The organism is Dorea sp. 210702-DFI.3.17 (assembly GCF_020560825.1).
Lineage (GTDB): Bacteria > Bacillota > Clostridia > Lachnospirales > Lachnospiraceae > Dorea > Dorea formicigenerans.
Window position 1 is genome coordinate 21,131 of record NZ_JAJCNB010000011.1, and the last position, 19,777, is coordinate 40,907.

The window sequence follows — 19,777 nt, forward strand, 5'->3', positions numbered from 1 at the left end:
ATGAAAAAAGGATGGAAAATATTCTGGCTGACCTGTGGTATTACGTTGGTAGTCGGTATTGCACTTTTAGGCATTGGACTGGGAATGGGCGCAACGATGGAAATATTGAAAGAACGTGTGCCAATAAAAGAGACTTATAGTCCGAATATTCAGGAAAGCTATCAGGGCATCCGAGAACTGGATCTTGACATAGCAACAGGCGAGATAAAAATATTAAAAGCACCAAAAGAACAGCAGGAGATTACTGTAGAAACACAAAAAATATCCAAAAGTCTTAAGTTTAAGTGTTATGAAGAAGAGGGAGTATTAAATATTACAACAAATAAAAAAGTCTGGAACTGGATTTACGCGCGAAATCATGCACAAGATGCAAAAATATATATTTATATTCCAGAAGGCTATAAGCTGGAAGAAGTAGAGATGAATCTGAGTGCAGGCAGCATTTATATAGAAGATATCCATACAGAAGATTTAGATATAGATGTAGATGCCGGTGAGGTTCAAGTGGATTCTTTCCTGACAAATGATCTGACAATGAATTGTGATATGGGGCTGATCGAAGCGCTCGGAAAGACGCTGGGAGATGCAGATCTTGAAAGTGGCGTCGGAGAGATTATCTTTACTGCCATCGGTAATGAGACAGATTATAATTATGATCTGAATTGCGACATAGGAAGTATTGTGTGTGGCGAAAGAGAATTTACGGAGATTGGAAGTGAATATCAGATTGAAAATCAGTCCGATAAGACAATGTCAATTGAATGTGGAGTTGGGGAGGTAAATGTTCAATTTCAGGCAGAACAATAATAGGAAATGTGAAAAAATAAGCCGAAGGTAAATGTTTTGGCGAATAAGAAATACAGATGTGTTAACAATACTGGTGTAGAAAAATATGTTTCGGCCATATGAAGGAAAGGAGTTTGCTATGGCAAAAAAGAAGGATACACCAGTTCGTCTGGATCAGCTTACAGAAGAAGAGAAGATGAAATATGAGATAGCCGATGAGTTAGGACTTTTAGATAGGGTTATGAAAGATGGTTGGAAATCGTTGTCATCAAAAGAAACCGGGAGAATTGGTGGAATACTTGCCAGAAAAAGGAAAAATCGAAGTAAGAAGTAACAAAAATATTACAAAAAATATTACGAATATTAACAAATGTGAACATTTTACAAGAAACCTTGAAAAACATAGAATCGTTTGCTATAATCGAACAGCTACAAGATGTTGACAAATATGAGTGAGATTATGAGCAAAAAGATAAGTGTTTTAGATATATCCATTGATAATTTTACAGCAAAAGAAGCTATGCGGGAAGCGCTTGTTTATATGGAATCGGATCTGGTGAGTGTGATCGAACTTGTGACGATAGAAAGTCTTATGGAACTGGGAACAGAGGCTGAGTTAAAAGAAGAGATCGAGAATTTCGACCTTATACTGGCTGGTAACAAGACAATTCTGGAAGCAGCAGAGATTACAGATCACAAGTGTCTGCGAGAGACGGAAGATAAGACATTTTTAAAGATGTTTTTAAGATATCTGGCAAGAAAGCATAAGCGGGTATATCTTTTGGTGGAATCGGAAGAAGAAGGACAGAAGATGTTCGGACATTTTGAAGAGTATTACAGAGGAACCCAGATTGTAGGTATGGCGAAGGTATCTGCAAAGAATCGGGCAGATGATATGCTGATTAATGCGATTAATGGCGAGGAAGTAGATTGTGTCTTGTCGGCACTTTCTTCACCGCTGCAGGAAGAACTGATTTCCAAGAATCGTAATGTGATGAATGCAAGAGTATGGCTTGGACTTGGAAAAGATGGAATTCCAGTGGCAGCGAAAGGCATTGGTGGGGGCAGAATCGGTCAGTTTTTTATGAAACAGATTTTTAAGAAGGAAATTGAAAAGAGTAAAAAAAGAGGAAACTAACAAAAAAACTGTAGTTTTCTCTTTATTTTTTTGTCAAAATATATTAATATAGAATTTGAGAATATGCTCTTTTACTAAAAAACAGGGCACTTTGTTGTGAAAAATGCATATTGATATGAGTGGAGGAGATGGATATGATATCTAATCAGATACTTCAAAACACAATTGAAGGATTGAAAGGAATTACAAGAATTGACTTCTGTGTGATGGACACAGATGGAAAACCGCTTGCAAGTACGATGACAGAACAGGAGAATTATGAAGAAGAAGTGCTGGCCTTTGTGGATTCTCCGGCAGATAGCCAGGTTGTGCGTGGATATCAGTTTTTTAAGATCTTTGAAGAACATCAGTTGGAATATGTGCTGTTGGCGAATGGTGGCAGTGATGATGTGTACATGGTTGGAAAGATTGCAGCATTTCAGATCCAGAATCTGTTAGTTGCATATAAGGAGCGTTTTGACAAGGATAATTTCATTAAGAATCTGCTTTTGGATAACCTGCTTCTTGTAGATATTTACAATCGTGCCAAAAAATTACATATTGACACAGAAGTGCGTCGTGTTGTATTTATAATTGAGACGGATCATGAGAAGGACAGCAATGCTCTTGATAATGTACGTAATCTTCTGGGAAACAAATCAAAAGATTTTGTGACAGCAGTAGATGAGAAGAATATTATCATTGTGAAGGAACTTGAGCTTGAAGACGGGCACAAGGAACTTGAAAAGATGGCGAACGGTTATCTGACACTGTTGAAAGATAATGGGGAAGAAGACGCCCTGATCGCATATGGTACCGTCGTACATGATATCAAAGAGGTATCTAAGTCTTATAAAGAGGCGAAACTGGCGCTTGATGTAGGTAAGATATTCTTCAGTGAGAGAAATGTTATTGCTTACAGTGCGCTTGGAATCGGAAGATTGATTTATCAGTTGCCGATTCCACTCTGTAAGATGTTCATCCGTGAGATTTTTGAGGGGAAATCGCCAGATGACTTCGACGAAGAGACATTAGCAACTATTAATAAGTTCTTTGAGAACAACCTGAATGTATCAGAAACATCCAGACAACTGTATATTCATCGTAATACGCTTGTATACAGACTGGATAAACTTCAGAAGAGCACAGGACTTGATCTTCGTGTGTTTGAGGATGCCATTACTTTTAAAATCGCTCTTATGGTAGTGAAATATATGAAGTATATGGAATCGATGGAGTATTAAATAATTAGGAGGAAACTATGATCGAATTAAAGGACGTAACCAAAGAGTACTCGAAGGGAATCTCTGCGCTAAATGGTATCAACCTTAAGATCGAGCAGGGCGAATTCGTATTTATCGTAGGTGACAGTGGATCAGGTAAGTCAACACTTATCAAATTGATCATGAAGGAGCTGGAGCCTACATCAGGTACTATTATTGTGAACGGACATAATCTGGGCCGCATGCGCCATAGAAAAGTCCCGATGTACCGAAGAAATATTGGAGTAGTGTTCCAGGATTTCAGACTTTTAAAGGATCGTAATATCTATGAGAATATTGCTTTTGCACAGAGAGTTACAGAGACCTCTGCAAGAGTGATCAAGAAAAAAGTACCGGCAGCATTGTCACTGGTGGGACTTGCACAGAAGTACAAAGCATTTCCAAAGGAGTTATCCGGTGGAGAGCAGCAAAGAGTAGCGATTGCAAGAGCAATCGTGAATGAACCGGCGATTCTTCTCGCTGACGAGCCTACAGGAAATCTGGACCCGACAAATTCATGGGAGATCATGAAGCTTTTGGAGGAGGCGAATGACAGAGGGACTACCGTTTTGGTCGTAACTCATAATCAGGAAATTGTAAACGAGATGAAGAAGCGAGTTGTTACGATGAAAAAGGGAGTCATTGTAAGCGACGAGAAAAAAGGTGGGTATAATAATGAAAATTAGTACTTTTGGATATTCTATGAAGCAGGGTGTCAAGAACATAGGGAGAAATAAGATGTTTTCCATTGCATCTATTGCGACTATGGCAGCTTGTATTTTCCTGTTTGGCCTGTTTTATTCTATTGTTATGAATTTTAATTATATCGTACAGAAGGCAGAAGAGGGAGTTGCCATTACGGTATTTTTTGATGAAGAAGCAACACAGGAACAAAAAGATAACATTGGAGCTCAGCTTAAGAATGAAGACGGAGTATTAAGCGTCACTTATGTGAGTGCTGATGAGGCATGGGCAAAGTTCCAGGAGGAATATTTCCAGGGATCAGAAGAAGCAGCAGAAGGATTTAAAGATGATAATCCGCTTGCAAATTCTGATAACTATGAAGTATATATGTCTGATGTTTCCAAACAGAAAGATGTAGTAAGTTTTGCAGAAAGCCTGGATGGAGTCCGTAAAGTCAATAAATCAGATGTCGTTGCGAAGACGCTGACCAGTGTAAATAAACTGGTAGGTTATGTATCAGTTGCCATTATTGGAATTCTGTTAGCGGTATCTATTTTCCTGATCAGTAATACAGTTACCATGGGTATTACTGTCAGAAGAGAAGAGATAGCTATTATGAAATATATCGGAGCGAAGGATGGATTTGTCCGAGCACCGTTCGTGTTTGAAGGATTGCTCATCGGAGCAATCGGAGCTGTGATTCCACTTGGAATTCTGTACTTGGTATATGAGAAGGCAATTCACTATATTCTTGAGAGGTTCCATCTTCTTCAGAATATCATTAATTTCCTTCCGGTCACACAAGTATATAGAACACTTTTGCCAGTAGGAATTCTTTTGGGAGTGGGAATCGGTTTTGTAGGAAGTTTCTTTACAATCAGAAAACATCTGAAAGTATAATAACATACGTACTGAATTGACAAGGGGGTACATATGATAAAGGGGAAGAAAATTATCAGTGCTTTACTGATCGGTACATTATGCCTGGGAATGTCGACACAAGTAAGAGCTACCGAGATTGATGACACGAAGCAAAAGGCTGAAGAACTTCAAAAACAGAAGGAAGCGGCGGAATCGGAACAGAAGTCACTGGAAACGCAGCTTATGGCAATTGTTTCGGAGATGGAAGATACGAAAAATCAGATTTCTCAGAAGGAAGAAGAGCTGGGGCAGAAAGAAGAGGAGCTTTTTGAGGCTCAGGCTCAGGAAAATGATCAATATGAGAGTATGAAAAAGCGTATCAAATATATGTATGAGAATGGAAATACTAAATTTGTTGATATTTTATGTCAGTCAAAAGATATTAGCGAATTTTTAAATAATGCAGAATATATTTCCACTATATCATCATATGACAGAGAACAATTGGTGGAATATCAGCAGATTCGCAAGAAAGTTCAGGAACAGCAGACTGCACTGGAAGAGGAGTATGCAAAACTTGAAGACCTGCAGAATGATCTGATTGCAAAACAAACGAATGTCGAGAGCTTGAAAGCAAGCAAGGAAAGCGAGATTTCAAGTATCAGCGGAGAGCTGGAGCAGACGAATCAAAAGCTTGCAGAACTTCAGGCGGCCGCAGAAGAGGCGGCAAGAAAACAGAAAGAAAAAGAAGCCGCAGCTGCAGCAGCAAAGAAGAACAATAATAGTGGAAGTGCGGGAGGAGCTGTAGTCAGCGGAAATGGAATGTTTACGCATCCTTGTCCGGGATATAGTCGTATTTCCAGCACATTTGGATATCGTAATGCGCCACTTGCCGGAGCCAGTACAAATCACAAAGGAGTTGATTTTGCAGCATCAACTGGAACACCGATTTATGCGGCAGCAGCCGGAACTGTAACTTCAGCAGGTTACAGTGGTAAGGCTGGAAATTTGATTATTATTAACCATGGAAATGGACTTCTGACTTATTATATGCACTGCAATACAATTTTTGTGTCAGCAGGACAGAAGGTCAGTAAAGGACAGAATATCGGGCAAGTAGGAACAACAGGAAACTCTACGGGACCGCATCTGCATTTTCAGGTGATGAACAATGGAACACCGGTAAATCCGATGAATTACTTGTAGAAAAATAAGCCTCTGGCAGGATTGCAGAGGCGTTCTTGAATCAAATTGAATTTAAGACAGACGGGACTAAAAATATGAAAAATAAAAAAGGATTTTTACAGGGGGCGCTTTGTGGCGCCCTTGCCATGTTATTGGCAGCAGGACTGGTATCATGTGGATTAAAAGTAAAAAACAGCAACAGTGGAGAGAAAGATACAACAGAAGCAATCAGTTCAGAGACCGATAAAAAGCTGGAAAAACTGGAATCTTTGATTAACCAGTATTATCTGAAAGATGTAGATCAAGATGAACTTCAGCAGGGAATTTACGAAGGATACATTGCCGGATTGAATGATTCGTATTCTGTATATTATGATGAAGAAGCTACGAAGAGTTTTCAGGAATCTACAGATGGAGAATATGACGGTATTGGTGCGGTGATGTCGCAGAATAAGGAGACTGGAATCATTACCATCAGTCAGGTATATGAAGGTTCACCTGCAGAACAGGCTGGAATGAAGGATAATGATATTCTCTATAAAGTAGAAGATGAGGAAGTGACAGGAAAAGATCTGACAGAAGTCGTCAGTAAGATAAAAGGAGAAAAGGGAACGGATGTTAATTTGACAGTTCTTAGAGGTGACGACAGAGAAGAGGTTGCAGTAACAGCAACCCGCGATACGATTGAGTATCCTACAGTAAGCTCTAAGATGCTGGATAATGGAATTGGGTATCTTAGAATTACAGAATTTGATTCCGTGACATATGACCAATATAAGAATGCCTATAATGACCTGAAAAACCAGGGAATGAAAGGAATGGTCGTAGATTTGAGAAGTAATCCAGGCGGAAGTCTGAGTATTGTGTGTAAAATATTAGATGAGATTCTTCCAGAAGGAAAGATTGTATATACTCAAGACAAAAACGGAAAAGAAGAAGACTTCACATCAGATGAAGAGCATCAAATCGACATTCCAATGACTGTTCTTGTAAATCAATATAGCGCCAGTGCTTCTGAGATTTTTGCAGGTGCGATCCAGGATTATGATCTGGGTGCAATTGTGGGAACGCAAACTTATGGAAAAGGTGTTGTACAGCAGATCTTTGATTTGAAAGACGGAACTTGTGTGAAACTTACAATTGCCAAATACTTTACGGCAAAAGGTCAGGATATTGATGGAAAAGGAATTACACCGGATGTAGCAATTGATTATCAGGCAGATGAAAACAATCCGGAAGCAGATAATCAGTTGAATAAAGCAATTGAAACCCTACAGGGAGAGATGCAGTAAGCAGCTCAATTGGGGACACCGTTAATCGAAGATGGGGACGTAGCAAACTTTTAAAATGCTACGTCCCCAATTAAGTTAAAACTGTGAAAATTTTGATCCCATCCACGGCCGGATTCCGGCAATCATTTTTTCGTCAGGCTCAATCAGAATATTATACATCTGCTGATTTAGAAAAATAATGATGGAATAAATTGCCGCATTTCCCTCTCCGGAAGTATAATCACAGGTTTTTACTGGCTTAAAAGAAGCAAGCTTACTGGATCCTTTTGGGGCGATCATCTCAGCTTCTTTGATATCAAAAGAGCAGAGTTCTTTTCTTTTTGACTTGCTGTAAATTGCGGTGATGTCTAGTTCATGGTTGACCAGTGAATACTCATACTCAACACTAAGATTTGGAAAAATGTAAAAATAAGCAGTGACACCAAGTACTACAGCGATGATAATAGACAGAAATCCTAGAAACAGAGCACCGATCGTTAAAAATAAAATTATGAAAACTACAACGATGATGCGAATAACTAACGGATTTCCTTTTTGTTTTTTTGTTATAAGTTGTTCATGAAAATTATCATTCATGTGAAACATTCCTTTCTGATTGTAAGTAATTCAGTATCATGATCGCAATTTTAAAGGTCATAGCGTCCTCGAACTGACGAAGGTCAAGACCTGTTCTTTTTTCGACCTGTTCCAGTCGGTAAATAAGTGTATTGCGATGCATATGAAGCTGTCGTGCAGTTTCTGCAATGTTCAGGTTGTTCTGGAAGAATTTGTCGATGGCAGCTAAAGTGTCCTTATCTAAATGTTCGGAAGTTATATCACCGAATATCTCAAAAAGAAAATCTTCGCAAAGTTTTTCGGGCAACTCGTGAATCAATCGTCCAATCCCTAACTTGTTAAAAGGAAATACAGATTGTTCTGAATAAAAAAGTTTACCAACTCTCAATGCAAGCGCAGTCTGTTTATAAGCAGAAGGAAGGGCGTGCAGATCGGGAATAAGAGCGCTGTAGGCAATCTGTACATGAGTCAGCGCTTCCATACTCAGAGTATCGATTATGGTATGTGCCAGATTGTGAATATCTTCTGATGTGCAGCCATCTTTTACCGGATAAAGCATTGCAAGTTGAAATTCATTTACAGGAACGAGATATATTTTTTCTTGAAGTGGAAACAACTGTTTCAATACCTCTGTAACTGTTTCGTCCATTTTTTTTGAGGATTCGAGCAAAAAAAGATAACGAGGTTTTACAGCGCGAATATGTAATCTGGCGGCACGTTCACTAATCTCGCAATCCTGTGCAGTACCTGTCATGAGATTTAACAAAAAATAATTCTTGTTATACTTCTCTTTATAAGCAGCACAAAGAGAACGAATCTGCCGGATTGACTCGTCTATCTTCTCTTTGGAAGCTTCCGGTTGTATGTGAATATCCAAAGCGATGCCGGTTGCCCGTGTAAGTTCTTCTAATGCTTTGGAAAGTTCCTGAGATTGCTCCATAAAAATAACCCTCTTTTGCATAAATTAGAAAGAGCTGCACCTTCGTACAGCTCTTTCATTGTATCTTCCATAACAGTAGAACCGTTATTGTTATTTTATACGATTAGTTTGAAATCGTCAACTCTGTCTCTTTGTCGAAGATATGGATCTTGCTCATGTCAAATGTGAAGGAAGCTTTATCTCCGCTTCTGAGCTCTGTTCCGGAACCAACTCTTGCAGTTACCTGAGTTCCTGCAACATCGAAGTATAAGAATACTTCAGCTCCAAGAAGCTCATATACGTTAATTGTAGAGTGAACAGTACCTGCATTCTCACCTGTAAATGTAGATGCAACATGTACATCCTCCGGACGGATTCCGAGGATAACTGTCTTTCCGGCATATCCTTTATCGATGAGAGCCTGTTTTTTATCAGCTGGCACTGGAAGCTCATGTCCACCAACAGAAAGTGTAACATCAGATCCATTAACCTTAACTTCAGCATCTAAGAAGTTCATCTGAGGTGATCCGATGAATCCAGCTACGAACAGGTTGCATGGTTTTGTATAGAGGTTCTGAGGTGTATCTACCTGCTGAACAACTCCATCTTTCATAACAACAATTCTTGTACCAAGAGTCATAGCCTCTGTCTGGTCATGTGTTACATAGATAATTGTAGCACCTAAATTCTCATGCAGTTTTGCAATCTCAATACGCATCTGAACACGAAGTTTTGCATCCAGGTTTGAAAGAGGCTCGTCCATAAGGAATACCTTTGGTTTACGAACGATTGCACGTCCCATAGCAACACGCTGTCTCTGTCCACCGGAAAGAGCTTTTGGCTTACGGTCAAGAAGTTTCTCAAGGTCGAGGATTCTTGCTGCCTCGCGAACTTTTTTGTCGATTTCGTCTTTTGGTACTTTACGAAGTTTCAGTCCGAATGCCATGTTGTCATATACTGTCATATGTGGATAAAGAGCGTAGTTCTGGAATACCATAGCGATATCTCTGTCTTTTGGCTCTACATTATTCATTACTTTTCCGTCAATCTTCAGTGTACCGCCGGAAATATCCTCAAGACCTGCGATCATACGAAGTGTTGTTGATTTTCCACATCCGGAAGGTCCAACGAAGATGATGAACTCTTTGTCAGCAATTTCAAGATTGAAGTCTTTAACTGCCTGGAATCCATTAGAATATACTTTCTGGATTCCCTCTAATGATAAACTTGCCATTTTGTGTAATCCTCCTTAAAGAAAATAAATAGTTCTCTTGTAATCTGATATCAGTATAGAACAAACGGGAGGGAGGTACAATGTAAGCAGTGACTAAAAAATTGGTGAAATGATGTACATTTTGACTAGTTGAATCTGATATTTTGTTTTATAAAGATTATTTGATAAAATATTAGATTAACTGTTTAACTGTTTAAAATGCAAAGAGGGATTGATTTCTTGTCAAGTGAGCTACTAGTGTGGTAAAATAAATTAAATATGTAATTTCTAACAAAAGTAATAAAGATAGAAGCAGGAGGATGAGATTGTGATTAATCAGTTAATTGCGAATATTAAGAAGACGGGCGCACCGATCGTGGTTGGTCTGGATCCAATGTTAAAATATATTCCGGAGCATATCCAGAAGAAGGCGTTTGCTGAGTTTGGTGAGACACTTGAGGGAGCTGCAGAGGCTATATGGCAGTTCAATAAGGAAATTGTGGACAAGACTTATGATCTGATTCCAGCTGTGAAACCTCAGATCGCTATGTATGAGCAGTTCGGTATTCCGGGACTTGTTGCATTTAAGAAAACAGTAGATTACTGTAAATCAAAAGGATTGGTTGTAATCGGAGATATCAAACGTGGAGATATCGGATCAACCTCTTCTGCTTATGCGGTTGGACATATTGGTAAAGTGCAGGTAGGAAGCAAGACTTACGCACCATTTGATGAGGACTTTGTGACAGTCAATCCATATCTTGGATCTGACGGTGTGAATCCGTTTATAGATGTATGCAAAGAGGAAAAGAAAGGTCTTTTTATCCTTGTTAAGACTTCTAACCCGTCAAGTGGAGAGTTCCAGGATCAGATGATCGACGGACGTCCACTCTATGAGCTGGTCGGTGAAAAAGTTGCACAGTGGGGAGAAGACTGCATGGGTGACGAGTACAGCTACATTGGAGCAGTTGTCGGAGCTACTTATCCGGAGATGGGAAAAGTACTTCGTAAAGTGATGCCGAAATCTTACATCCTTGTGCCGGGATATGGTGCGCAGGGAGGAAAAGGAAAAGACCTGGTACATTTCTTTAATGAAGATGGACTTGGAGCAATCGTAAACTCTTCTCGTGGAATCATTGCGGCATACAAGCAGGAAAAATACGCAAACTATGGTGAAGAAGCATTTGCAGATGCATCCAGAGCAGCAGTAGAAGACATGGTTGCTGATATTAGAGGCGCATTGGAGGCAAGATAAGATGGCGGATAAGAAAAAAGAACAGGCAATGGTTGTTTCTCAGGAGCAGATTGCTGATGGGATTTTCAGTATGTGGATTCATACAGAGGCAGCGCAGAGCGCCAGACCTGGACAGTTTATTTCTATGTATACAAAGGATGCAACAAAGTTATTGCCTCGTCCAATCAGTATCTGTGAGATTAACAAAGAAGACAGTCGCCTTCGTGTTGTATACAGAGTGACTGGAGAGAATACAGGAACAGAAGAATTTTCAAAGTTAAAAACAGGAGATGCAATCCCGATCATCGGACCTCTTGGAAATGGATTTCCGTTTGAAGCGGCTGAAGGAAAGAAAGTATTTCTTATGGGTGGAGGAATTGGTGTACCACCGATTCTGGAACTTGCAAAACAGATGAAATGCGACAAAAAACAGATTGTCGTAGGCTATCGTGATGCACAGACATTTTTAAAGGAAGAGTTCGAGCAGAACGGTGAGTTATACATTTCCACAGAGAATGGAAGTGTCGGAACAACGGGAAATGTTATGGACGCAATCCGTGAAAAGGGACTGGAAGCGGATATGATCTATGCCTGTGGACCGACTCCTATGCTTCGTGCGATCAAGCAGTATGCCGAGGAACATAAGATTGTATGCTATATATCTCTGGAAGAGCGTATGGCATGTGGAATTGGTGCCTGTCTTGGCTGTGTGTGCAAGACAAAAGAGAAAGATGCCCACAGCAATGTGTGCAACAAGCGAATCTGTAAAGATGGTCCGGTATTCCTTGCTACGGAGGTGGAAATCTAATGAATATGAATGTAAACATCGCCGGAGTAGAATGGAAGAACCCGGTTACAGTAGCATCTGGAACATTTGGTTCCGGAGAAGAATTTTCTGAATTTGTGGATCTGAATAAACTGGGAGCTATCACGACAAAAGGTGTAGCTGATGTGCCATGGGCTGGTAATCCGACCCCGCGTGTGGCAGAAGTTTACGGCGGTATGATGAATGCAATCGGACTTCAGAATCCTGGAATTGATCTGTTCTGCGAAAGAGATATTCCTTATCTTCAGAAGTATGACACGAAGATTATTGTAAATGTATGCGGTCATGCACCGGAAGAATATTTCAGAGTTGTAGAACGTCTGGCAGATGAGCCGATTGATATGATGGAAATCAATATTTCATGTCCAAATGTTAACGCCGGATTTCTGGCATTTGGGCAGGATGCAAAGAATGTAGAGAAGCTTACCGCAGATATTAAGAAAATCGCAAAACAGCCGATCATTATGAAACTGACACCGAACGTAACAGATATTACTGAGATAGCAAAAGCGGCAGAAGCAGGTGGAGCAGATGCAATTTCTTTAATTAATACATTGACAGGTATGAAGATTGACATCAACCGCAAGACATTTGCGCTGGCAAATAAGACAGGAGGAGTGTCAGGTCCAATCGTGAAACCGGTAGCTGTGCGCATGGTATATCAGGCAGCACATGCAGTCAACATTCCAATCATCGGAATGGGCGGAATCGCAAGTGCAGAAGATGCAATTGAGTTTATTTTAGCAGGAGCGAGCGCAGTATCTGTCGGAACAGCAAACTTCCATAATCCTGCAGCGACTATGGAAGTCATTGACGGAATCGAAGCTTATATGAAGAAAAACGGCTTTGAGAACGTGGCTGATATGGTTGGCATTGTGGAGTAGTTTGAAGTCGGACACAAGCGAGATTTGTGGATGATGTTAATTACATCAGATATCAAATGATGGGATATAAAATATAAAAAATGGTACAGTCCTTTCAAGCATTACATTTCTGGAAAGTTGAAGGTTTGTACCATTTTTGTTTTCAAAGAGTTTAATCAATATCCTGATTGTTATCTTGACCATTATCTAAAATGGTCAGGACGGTTCTTTTTTGAATTTGTCACGGATATGCATGCCTTTATTCCTCAAACCGGCATAATGCTTTCTGCTGTGCCCCGTAAATAGAACGATTTCCGTTGACCAGATAGGCAATGATGCATACCAGCACCAGAGGAATGATGTTCTGACTGCCGAAGACCTCAAGGCCAATCAGAATCGGGGCAAACAGGGTATTGGTTGCACTTCCGAAAACTGCGGCATACCCCAGGGCGGCACAGATTACAGGTGGAATACCAAGAAGTGATCCGAGGATAATTCCGAGGGAAGCACCGATGGAAAATAAAGGTGTGACTTCACCGCCCTGGAAACCAATTGCCAGTGTGAAAATCGTAAAAAGTAATTTTAAAATCCAGTCATATCCGTAGATCGTTTCTCCGGCAAATGAAGCGGAGATCAGATTGGTTCCCAGTCCGGTATAGCGTCCGCTGTGGATTGCAAAAAGGAGGATTGCAAGCGGAACTGCCAGGGTAGCGATCCGGATAAAGGGATTGGAAATCTTTTCGCCGAACAATTTCTTGGCTTTCTGTAAAAGAGCAGAAAAGAATCTTCCTGTAAGACCGAAAACTACTCCAAGAATAATCAAGATTAAAACATCTCTGCTGCCGGAAATGTTCCAGTTTTCCGTAATATTTACTGCAAATTTTTCAAGCCCAAGCATATGTGAGGTCGTAGAGGCGGTATATGCTGCAATCAGAGCCGGGAGAAGTGCGTCATACTCCATATATCCGGCAACAATCACTTCCATAGCAAAAAATACAGCTGCCAGCGGGGTCTGGAATAAGCCGCCGAATCCTGCTGCCATACCGGTGATGAGCATGACCGGTGTTTTTTCTTTTATATGAAGTCTGCGTCCTGCTTCGTGTGAAATCGTAGCACCAATCTGTACGGCAACACCTTCGCGACCGGCACTGCCGCCAAAAAGATGTGTGATCCATGTGCAGATCATAACTAATGGAACAAGCGCCAGTGGAATTTCTTCTCTTTTTTTCTGTCCGGTTTCGAAAATCAATGTCATGCCCTTCAGACTCAAACTACTGAAATGCTGATATAACCAGATAATCAGAAGTCCTGCCAGTGGAAGGAATGGAAGCAGATATTGATAATGAGCAGTGCGAAAGGCAGAAATTGCCAGTAGTCCACGACCGAATATAGTGTCAACAATTCCTACACATATACCTACAATTAATGCGAGAAATGCATATTTAATCTGTAAAATCAAATGTTCTTGTTTTTCCTTTGTCATTGTAAACTCCTTTTTTAATAAGAATAAAGAATGTGCCTTGGCACATTCTAGCGCCTGCGGTGGTTGCTTGCAACATCATCATTGTACGCCGCAGTGCGCATCTTGCCGGAGGCTTTTATATAATCAGGAAATGAAATTTCCTGATTATATAAAAAAAGCTGGTAACCCCTGTGCGATTCACAGAAGTCATCAGCCATTTGGCGGTTTCAATCGTAATTGAGGGAGAACCTCATTCCCTGTCTGAGAGTATAGCATTTAGAAAAGTAAGTTGTCAATGTGAGTTTCAGTTACAAATTGAAAACTCAAATAAATCTAAAATGAATTTTTAAGTTTATAGTGAGATTGAAAAAGTATTAGTGTACATGATATGATGCAAATTATTGACACGAGCGGTAGGTATTGTTGGGAAAATAAAAAGTGGAGCCCACGCATGGAACTCCACCGGCCACGCGCCTCGCAAGCTACGTAGCACAACCACTATAGATACTATACCATTGATATCCTGTGATGTCAAACAGTATTTTTTTCTAGTGGTATTAATAGTTTATGCGTTTCTGTGTGTAATATTCTTACTTTGTTTAATTCTGGCATTCAGTTGCTATTTGTATTAAAAAAATATAATATTTAAAATTAATATAATCATCATAACATAAAACAAACATATATTCTATAATTTTTTGCTGCTTTTTGAAAAACAAAGGAGTGTTATTGAATGCCAGTAGAATCTGCGAAGATGTTTCTAGTAGGAAACGGAGAGAGGTTGGTAATGCGAATATGTTGTTATGTGAGTTCATCAATGTGAGTTTCAGTTACAAATTGAAAATGTTTTGGTGTTATGGTAAGATAAAGAGAAGTAAAGGACAACTGCCGGTTGTAGTACATTTGTAATAATATAAAGCAGTTTACTGAAAAAGAACGTATCAGGTATATGCACCTGTAGAATATGGAGGAAGAATAACAATGGAAGCTTACAAACAGGAATTTATTGACTTTATGGTAGAGAGCGATGTGCTCAAATTTGGAGAATTCACATTAAAGAGTGGAAGAAAGTCCCCATTCTTCATGAATGCGGGAGCATATGTGACTGGTTCACAGCTTAAGAAGCTTGGAGAGTATTATGCAAAAGCAATTCATGAGACATATGGAGATGACTTTGATGTACTGTTCGGACCTGCATACAAGGGAATACCGCTTGGAGTTGTAACAGCAATCGCTTACAGTGAATTATATGGAAAAGAGGTTCGTTATTGTTCTGATCGTAAGGAAGAGAAAGATCACGGTGCAGATAAGGGAAGCTTTCTTGGAAGCAAGTTAAAAGATGGTGACCGTGTGATTATGATCGAGGACGTAACAACTTCCGGAAAATCTATGGAAGAGACTGTTCCGAAGGTAAAGGGAGCTGCTGATGTTACAATTGTAGGACTTATGGTGTCTTTGAACCGTATGGAAGTTGGAAAAGGCGGAGAAAAATGTGCCCTTGATGAGATCAAAGACCTGTATGGATTTGAAACAGCAGCAATTGTAAGTATGGCAGATGTAGTAGAGCATCTGTATAACAAAGAGTGTCAGGGAAAAGTTGTCATCGACGATACATTGAAGGCAGCAATCGACGCATACTATGAGCAGTACGGTGCAAAATAAATGATGCCAGAGTCAAAAGGTCTAAATCCACATGAGCTTGCTCATAAGTGGATGAAAGACCTTGGGACTCGCCCCTGATATGAGCCTAAAAGTGGGATGTCAATCCCACGATATGCGAATATCAGAGAGGATTGCGGGAGTGTGAAGCACGTAGCAATCCGTAGGCATCACAAAGCCCTGACAGGGTTTGAATGATAAGAAATAGAAAGAGGATAATATGAACGAGAAGGCATATAAGACAATGAGCCTTGCAGGTGCGGCCGGAATCACAGTCGGGATCATTGTGATGGTCACAGGCGTGGCTGCAGGAATTATCTCCATTGTCAGCGGAGCAAAGTTATTAAAAGACAAAAAAGGACTTACGTTTTAAAATCTGATAAGATCAGAGGATAAGACATTTGACTGGACGGAAAGGAAGCAATATTTTTGAATTCCAGAAAAAGAAAGGCACTTAGAGGACTTGGGAAAGTATTATTTGTCCTTTACATCGGGTTCCTGATATATTTTCTTATATTTTCCGACTGGTATGGCAGAACGGGCGAGATGCAAGAATACCATTATAATCTCGTCCTGTTCAAAGAAATCAGGAGATTTTGGCAGTACCGGCATCAGTTGGGATTTTTTGCCATGTTCACGAACCTGTTTGGAAATGTAATTATATTTATACCATTCGGGTTCTTTTTACCTATGGCAAGCAAATATCGTAGCTGTTTTGCTACACTGTTCTGGAGCTTTGGATTAAGCTTGTGTGTAGAAACATTTCAGCTTCTTACGAAAGTCGGAAGTTTCGACGTAGATGATATTCTACTCAACACGATCGGAGGAGTTGCAGGTCATATTATATTTGTGATCTGTGTAGCAATAAGGAGGAGACATGTTCGGAAAAGATAAGAAAAAACGAAGCAGACGTGTAAATACAAAATATGGCCAGAAGACTTTGAAACATGCGAAAAAGGGAATCCAATCCTGCATGATGGCTGTGCTTTGTGCAGTGATTTTAATTGTGATGATTCTTGTGTCATTTCTGATGAAGGGAAATGTAAATATAATCGTAGGATTTCTTTGTTTTGCACTGCTTGCACTGGCAGTTTATGGATTCAGGCTCGGACTTCGGGGTCTGAATGAACGAGATAAGAAATACATAACCTGCAAAGTCGGAATCGGGGTAAATGGATTGGTTCTTGCAGGAGTTGCAGCAATATTTATCAGGGGGCTTGTGTAGATGACAGAGATGAGATATGAATTAGCAATCGAGAGAATTGAGAATATAAAGGGTGAAAATACAGTCAGTGAAAAATACCGGGATTATTTCCGGACACTGGCTGATTTTGCACTTTTAGTTGATAAATTAAAAGAAAAAATTGAAAATGGTGAGTATTATAAGTTTTCAATTGAAGAATTAGAGTGTTGGAATACACATTTGTATGATGACGTGCTTGGAGAGCATTATAAGACAAGTTATGCCAATCCGGCATTTGCAACAGAAAAATTCGGCATAGAATACGGCCGGCTTTTGAGTTTTCTATATACAGAACTTCGTGGTGTGATTCCATATGCATTTGAAAAGAAAACAGAATATCTAGATATTTTGTTTGAATTATTCATTGAAGTTTATAATCAGTTTGAGGAAGAAAACGAGCCGGAATATGAGCATGTGAGACAGACGATTTATTGGTATGCCAGCGATTATTGTGACGTATTTTTGGCAGACCGCATCAAAGAACAGATTGACCCGGAAGATAATTTTGCTGCGGATCTGATTATGAATAGTGATTTTAATGATGTGCGTTATCTCTATTATTATGGAGAGTATGTCAGTGAAAACGAGAAGCGCACTGCCATGCACCTGAATGAGCTGCCACTTGAGACAATACAGAAAATGGCAGATGTGTATACAGAAGGTTACCGGATTGGATTTGTAAATACAGGCAAGAATCTGTCAAAGAAAGCAACAGTCAATATTCGCTATACGCTTGGGTTCGAGCGGGTGATTCGGATTGCTATTGAGAATTTTCGGGAAATGGGACTAAAGCCGACGATTTACCGCGCCGGTGTCAGTGTCCTTACAAAGAGGCAACATTTGAAAATCGGATATTACGGAGGTATTGCAAATAAGCAGTACGAGTATGACCATAAGGACGATCAGGCACTGATCTTAGATCGTCAGTTCATGGAACGGAAGCTGGAAGTCATGCGCACAACTTACGAACAGTATAAAGACCTGGCAAGACGTCATGCAGGTCCGGCATGCATGGAGACATTTGGTGAGGAGCCATTTACACCAGTGTCAAAATCAGAGGCGGTAAAACTTAATGATAAGCAGAAGGAAATCTCGCTTGAATATGACAGTAAATCCAGTCAGATTGTAAATAGCTATATTCCGGGAGACGAGAGAAGTTTCACAATCGTAGCGTATCCTGTTCCGGAGATTGGAGATCAGTACGAAGAGATTTTTGATGAGATTATCAAGATCAATACATTAGATGCAAAAGTTTATGAGAAGGTTCAACAGACCATTATTGATGCATTAGATCAGGGAACAAGTGTGCACATTCTTGGAAACAACGGTAACCATACAGATCTTCGGGTGCAGCTTTATAAATTGAAAGATCCAAAGAAGGAGACGATTTTTGAAAACTGCGTGGCAGATGTTAACATCCCAGTGGGAGAAGTTTTTACATCACCGGTTCTGGAAGGAACGAACGGGGTTCTTCATGTAAGTCAGGTTTACCTGAATGAACTATTATACAAAGATCTGGAAGTAACGTTTTCAAATGGAATGGTGGCAGATTACAGCTGCAAGAACTTTGAATATGAACTGGAGAATAAAGAATACTTTTTAGATAATGTTCTTTATCGTCACCCGACATTGCCGCTTGGCGAATTTGCAATCGGTACGAACACGACTGCGTATGTAGCAGCGAAGAAATACAATATTGCCGATAAGATGCCAATTCTGATCGCCGAGAAAATGGGACCGCATTTTGCAGTTGGTGACACATGCTATAGCTGGGCAGAGGACATAAAAGTTTACAATCCAAATGGCAAAGAAATTGTGGCAAGAGATAATTCGGTATCCATTCAGAGAAAAGAAGACGTCTCAGCAGCATATTTCCATTGTCATACAGATATTACGATTCCTTATGAAGAATTGAAGAGTATTACCGTAGAATGCGCGGATGGAAAAGAGATAGAAATTATCCGTGACGGAATATTTGTGCTTCCAGGTACAGAGATTTTAAATGAACCATTGAAAAATTCTAATAAATAGGGTATGATTTATTTGTTGAACTTATAAGAAAGGGTGAATGCTATGCCAAGAGTAGGAATTATAATGGGAAGTGACTCAGACCTTAAGGTCATGAGCAAAGCAGCAGTCATGCTGGAAGAATTAGGAATTGATTATGAGATGACAATCATCTCCGCACACCGTGAGCCGGATGAACTGATCGAGTGGACACGCAGTGCAGAAGGACGCGGAATGAAAGTTATGATCGCGGGAGCTGGAATGGCAGCAGCCCTTCCGGGAATGTGTGCAGCATTGTTTGCCCTTCCGGTTATCGGGGTTCCGCTTTCGGGAAAGAATCTGGACGGAATGGACGCAGTCTTTTCTATTATGCAGATGCCACCGGGAGTTCCGGTAGCAACAGTAGCAATTGACGGAGCAAAGAATGCAGCGATTCTTGCTGCAAAGATCCTTGCAGCTTCCGATGACGCATTACTTCAGAAGTTAAAAGATTATACAACCGGACAGAAAGAGGCAGTGAAAGCAAAAGCAGCAAAATTAGATGAAGTTGGGTATGAGGCATATCTGGCATCTAAGTAAAAAAATCAGTAAATAAAAATACAATAAACG

Annotated in this window: 21 protein-coding genes and 1 riboswitch; of the genes, 17 read left to right on the top strand and 4 right to left on the bottom strand. The window is 40.1% G+C overall.

Translation table 11 applies throughout. From position 1 onward, the window contains the following. The 8 genes from LI149_RS07520 to LI149_RS07555 all read left to right on the top strand — a co-directional run bounded on the left by LI149_RS07520 (position 1) and on the right by LI149_RS07555 (position 7,187). Entirely contained in the window at positions 1 to 807 is an 807-nt protein-coding gene (locus tag LI149_RS07520; RefSeq protein ID WP_227143164.1) for a DUF4097 family beta strand repeat-containing protein, read from the top strand. A 118-nt stretch (positions 808 to 925) separates the two neighbouring features. Then, on the top strand, positions 926 to 1,120 hold the full coding sequence (locus LI149_RS07525) for a small, acid-soluble spore protein, alpha/beta type (RefSeq protein ID WP_005337026.1): 195 nt from the start codon (positions 926 to 928) through the stop codon (positions 1,118 to 1,120). 126 nt (positions 1,121 to 1,246) lie between these two features. After that, positions 1,247 to 1,924: a WecB/TagA/CpsF family glycosyltransferase gene (locus LI149_RS07530; RefSeq protein ID WP_173786511.1), complete on the top strand. Its 678-nt coding sequence runs from the start codon at positions 1,247 to 1,249 to the stop codon at positions 1,922 to 1,924. 134 nt (positions 1,925 to 2,058) lie between these two features. Continuing rightward, positions 2,059 to 3,147 carry a CdaR family transcriptional regulator gene (locus LI149_RS07535; RefSeq protein WP_005337030.1) on the top strand — a complete coding sequence of 363 codons (1,089 nt, stop codon included), beginning with the start codon at positions 2,059 to 2,061 and terminating at the stop codon, positions 3,145 to 3,147. A 17-nt stretch (positions 3,148 to 3,164) separates the two neighbouring features. Further along, positions 3,165 to 3,851 (top strand): cell division ATP-binding protein FtsE, encoded by a 687-nt coding sequence (ftsE, locus tag LI149_RS07540; RefSeq protein ID WP_005337032.1) that lies wholly within the window; start codon positions 3,165 to 3,167, stop codon positions 3,849 to 3,851. Beyond that, positions 3,841 to 4,749, top strand: coding sequence for a permease-like cell division protein FtsX (gene ftsX, locus LI149_RS07545; RefSeq protein ID WP_173786512.1), 909 nt, complete (start codon positions 3,841 to 3,843; stop codon positions 4,747 to 4,749). Before ftsE ends, ftsX begins: the two co-directional genes overlap by 11 nt. Before the next feature lie 33 nt (positions 4,750 to 4,782). Next, positions 4,783 to 5,916, top strand: coding sequence for a murein hydrolase activator EnvC (locus tag LI149_RS07550; RefSeq protein ID WP_173786513.1), 1,134 nt, complete (start codon positions 4,783 to 4,785; stop codon positions 5,914 to 5,916). A 74-nt stretch (positions 5,917 to 5,990) separates the two neighbouring features. After that, positions 5,991 to 7,187, top strand: coding sequence for a S41 family peptidase (locus LI149_RS07555; protein ID WP_227143165.1), 1,197 nt, complete (start codon positions 5,991 to 5,993; stop codon positions 7,185 to 7,187). 75 nt (positions 7,188 to 7,262) lie between these two features. Here LI149_RS07555 and LI149_RS07560 read toward each other — a convergent pair whose 3' ends face one another. The 3 genes from LI149_RS07560 to LI149_RS07570 all read right to left on the bottom strand — a co-directional run bounded on the left by LI149_RS07560 (position 7,263) and on the right by LI149_RS07570 (position 9,895). After that, positions 7,263 to 7,763, bottom strand: coding sequence for a hypothetical protein (locus LI149_RS07560; protein WP_005334477.1), 501 nt, complete (start codon positions 7,761 to 7,763; stop codon positions 7,263 to 7,265). Further along, the gene (locus LI149_RS07565) at positions 7,756 to 8,682 is read right to left on the bottom strand and encodes a CdaR family transcriptional regulator (RefSeq protein WP_173786356.1); all 927 of its coding nucleotides are present in this window, start codon (positions 8,680 to 8,682) and stop codon (positions 7,756 to 7,758) included. Before LI149_RS07565 ends, LI149_RS07560 begins: the two co-directional genes overlap by 8 nt. Before the next feature lie 103 nt (positions 8,683 to 8,785). After that, complete coding sequence (locus LI149_RS07570; protein ID WP_168933331.1) at positions 8,786 to 9,895, bottom strand: ABC transporter ATP-binding protein; 1,110 nt, start codon at positions 9,893 to 9,895, stop codon at positions 8,786 to 8,788. A 307-nt stretch (positions 9,896 to 10,202) separates the two neighbouring features. On the opposite strand from LI149_RS07570, the gene pyrF reads away from it, so the two are divergent. The 3 genes from pyrF to LI149_RS07585 are packed head-to-tail and all read left to right on the top strand — an operon-like array spanning position 10,203 to position 12,818. After that, positions 10,203 to 11,129 (top strand): orotidine-5'-phosphate decarboxylase, encoded by a 927-nt coding sequence (gene pyrF, locus LI149_RS07575; RefSeq protein WP_005334472.1) that lies wholly within the window; start codon positions 10,203 to 10,205, stop codon positions 11,127 to 11,129. 1 nt (position 11,130) lies between these two features. Continuing rightward, positions 11,131 to 11,916, top strand: coding sequence for a dihydroorotate dehydrogenase electron transfer subunit (locus LI149_RS07580; protein WP_168933330.1), 786 nt, complete (start codon positions 11,131 to 11,133; stop codon positions 11,914 to 11,916). Further along, the gene (locus LI149_RS07585) at positions 11,916 to 12,818 is read left to right on the top strand and encodes a dihydroorotate dehydrogenase (protein ID WP_168933329.1); all 903 of its coding nucleotides are present in this window, start codon (positions 11,916 to 11,918) and stop codon (positions 12,816 to 12,818) included. The genes LI149_RS07580 and LI149_RS07585 overlap by 1 nt, the downstream gene beginning before the upstream one ends. 238 nt (positions 12,819 to 13,056) lie before the next feature. Here the strand turns inward: LI149_RS07585 and LI149_RS07590 are convergent, their stop codons facing one another. Then, entirely contained in the window at positions 13,057 to 14,280 is a 1,224-nt protein-coding gene (locus LI149_RS07590; RefSeq protein ID WP_168933328.1) for a chloride channel protein, read from the bottom strand. Positions 14,281 to 14,453: 173 nt separating this feature from the next. After that, positions 14,454 to 14,526, bottom strand: a riboswitch (Fluoride riboswitch). Between the two features lie 714 nt (positions 14,527 to 15,240). Here LI149_RS07590 and pyrE point away from each other — a divergent pair. The 6 genes from pyrE (at position 15,241) to purE (ending at position 19,747) form a co-directional block, all read left to right on the top strand. After that, positions 15,241 to 15,921: an orotate phosphoribosyltransferase gene (gene pyrE, locus LI149_RS07595; RefSeq protein WP_005337048.1), complete on the top strand. Its 681-nt coding sequence runs from the start codon at positions 15,241 to 15,243 to the stop codon at positions 15,919 to 15,921. Between the two features lie 217 nt (positions 15,922 to 16,138). Beyond that, a complete protein-coding gene (locus LI149_RS07600) occupies positions 16,139 to 16,291 on the top strand; it encodes a hypothetical protein (protein WP_005334464.1) in 153 nt (50 codons plus the stop codon). 56 nt (positions 16,292 to 16,347) lie between these two features. Further along, the gene (locus tag LI149_RS07605; protein ID WP_227143166.1) at positions 16,348 to 16,812 is read left to right on the top strand and encodes a VanZ family protein; all 465 of its coding nucleotides are present in this window, start codon (positions 16,348 to 16,350) and stop codon (positions 16,810 to 16,812) included. Next, positions 16,796 to 17,143, top strand: a complete 348-nt coding sequence (locus tag LI149_RS07610) for a DUF6142 family protein (protein WP_117495092.1) — start codon at positions 16,796 to 16,798, stop codon at positions 17,141 to 17,143. Before LI149_RS07605 ends, LI149_RS07610 begins: the two co-directional genes overlap by 17 nt. Next, positions 17,144 to 19,192, top strand: coding sequence for an aminopeptidase (locus LI149_RS07615; RefSeq protein WP_227143167.1), 2,049 nt, complete (start codon positions 17,144 to 17,146; stop codon positions 19,190 to 19,192). Positions 19,193 to 19,234: 42 nt separating this feature from the next. Beyond that, positions 19,235 to 19,747 (top strand): 5-(carboxyamino)imidazole ribonucleotide mutase, encoded by a 513-nt coding sequence (purE, locus tag LI149_RS07620; protein ID WP_005334457.1) that lies wholly within the window; start codon positions 19,235 to 19,237, stop codon positions 19,745 to 19,747. Positions 19,748 to 19,777: the final 30 nt, after the last annotated feature.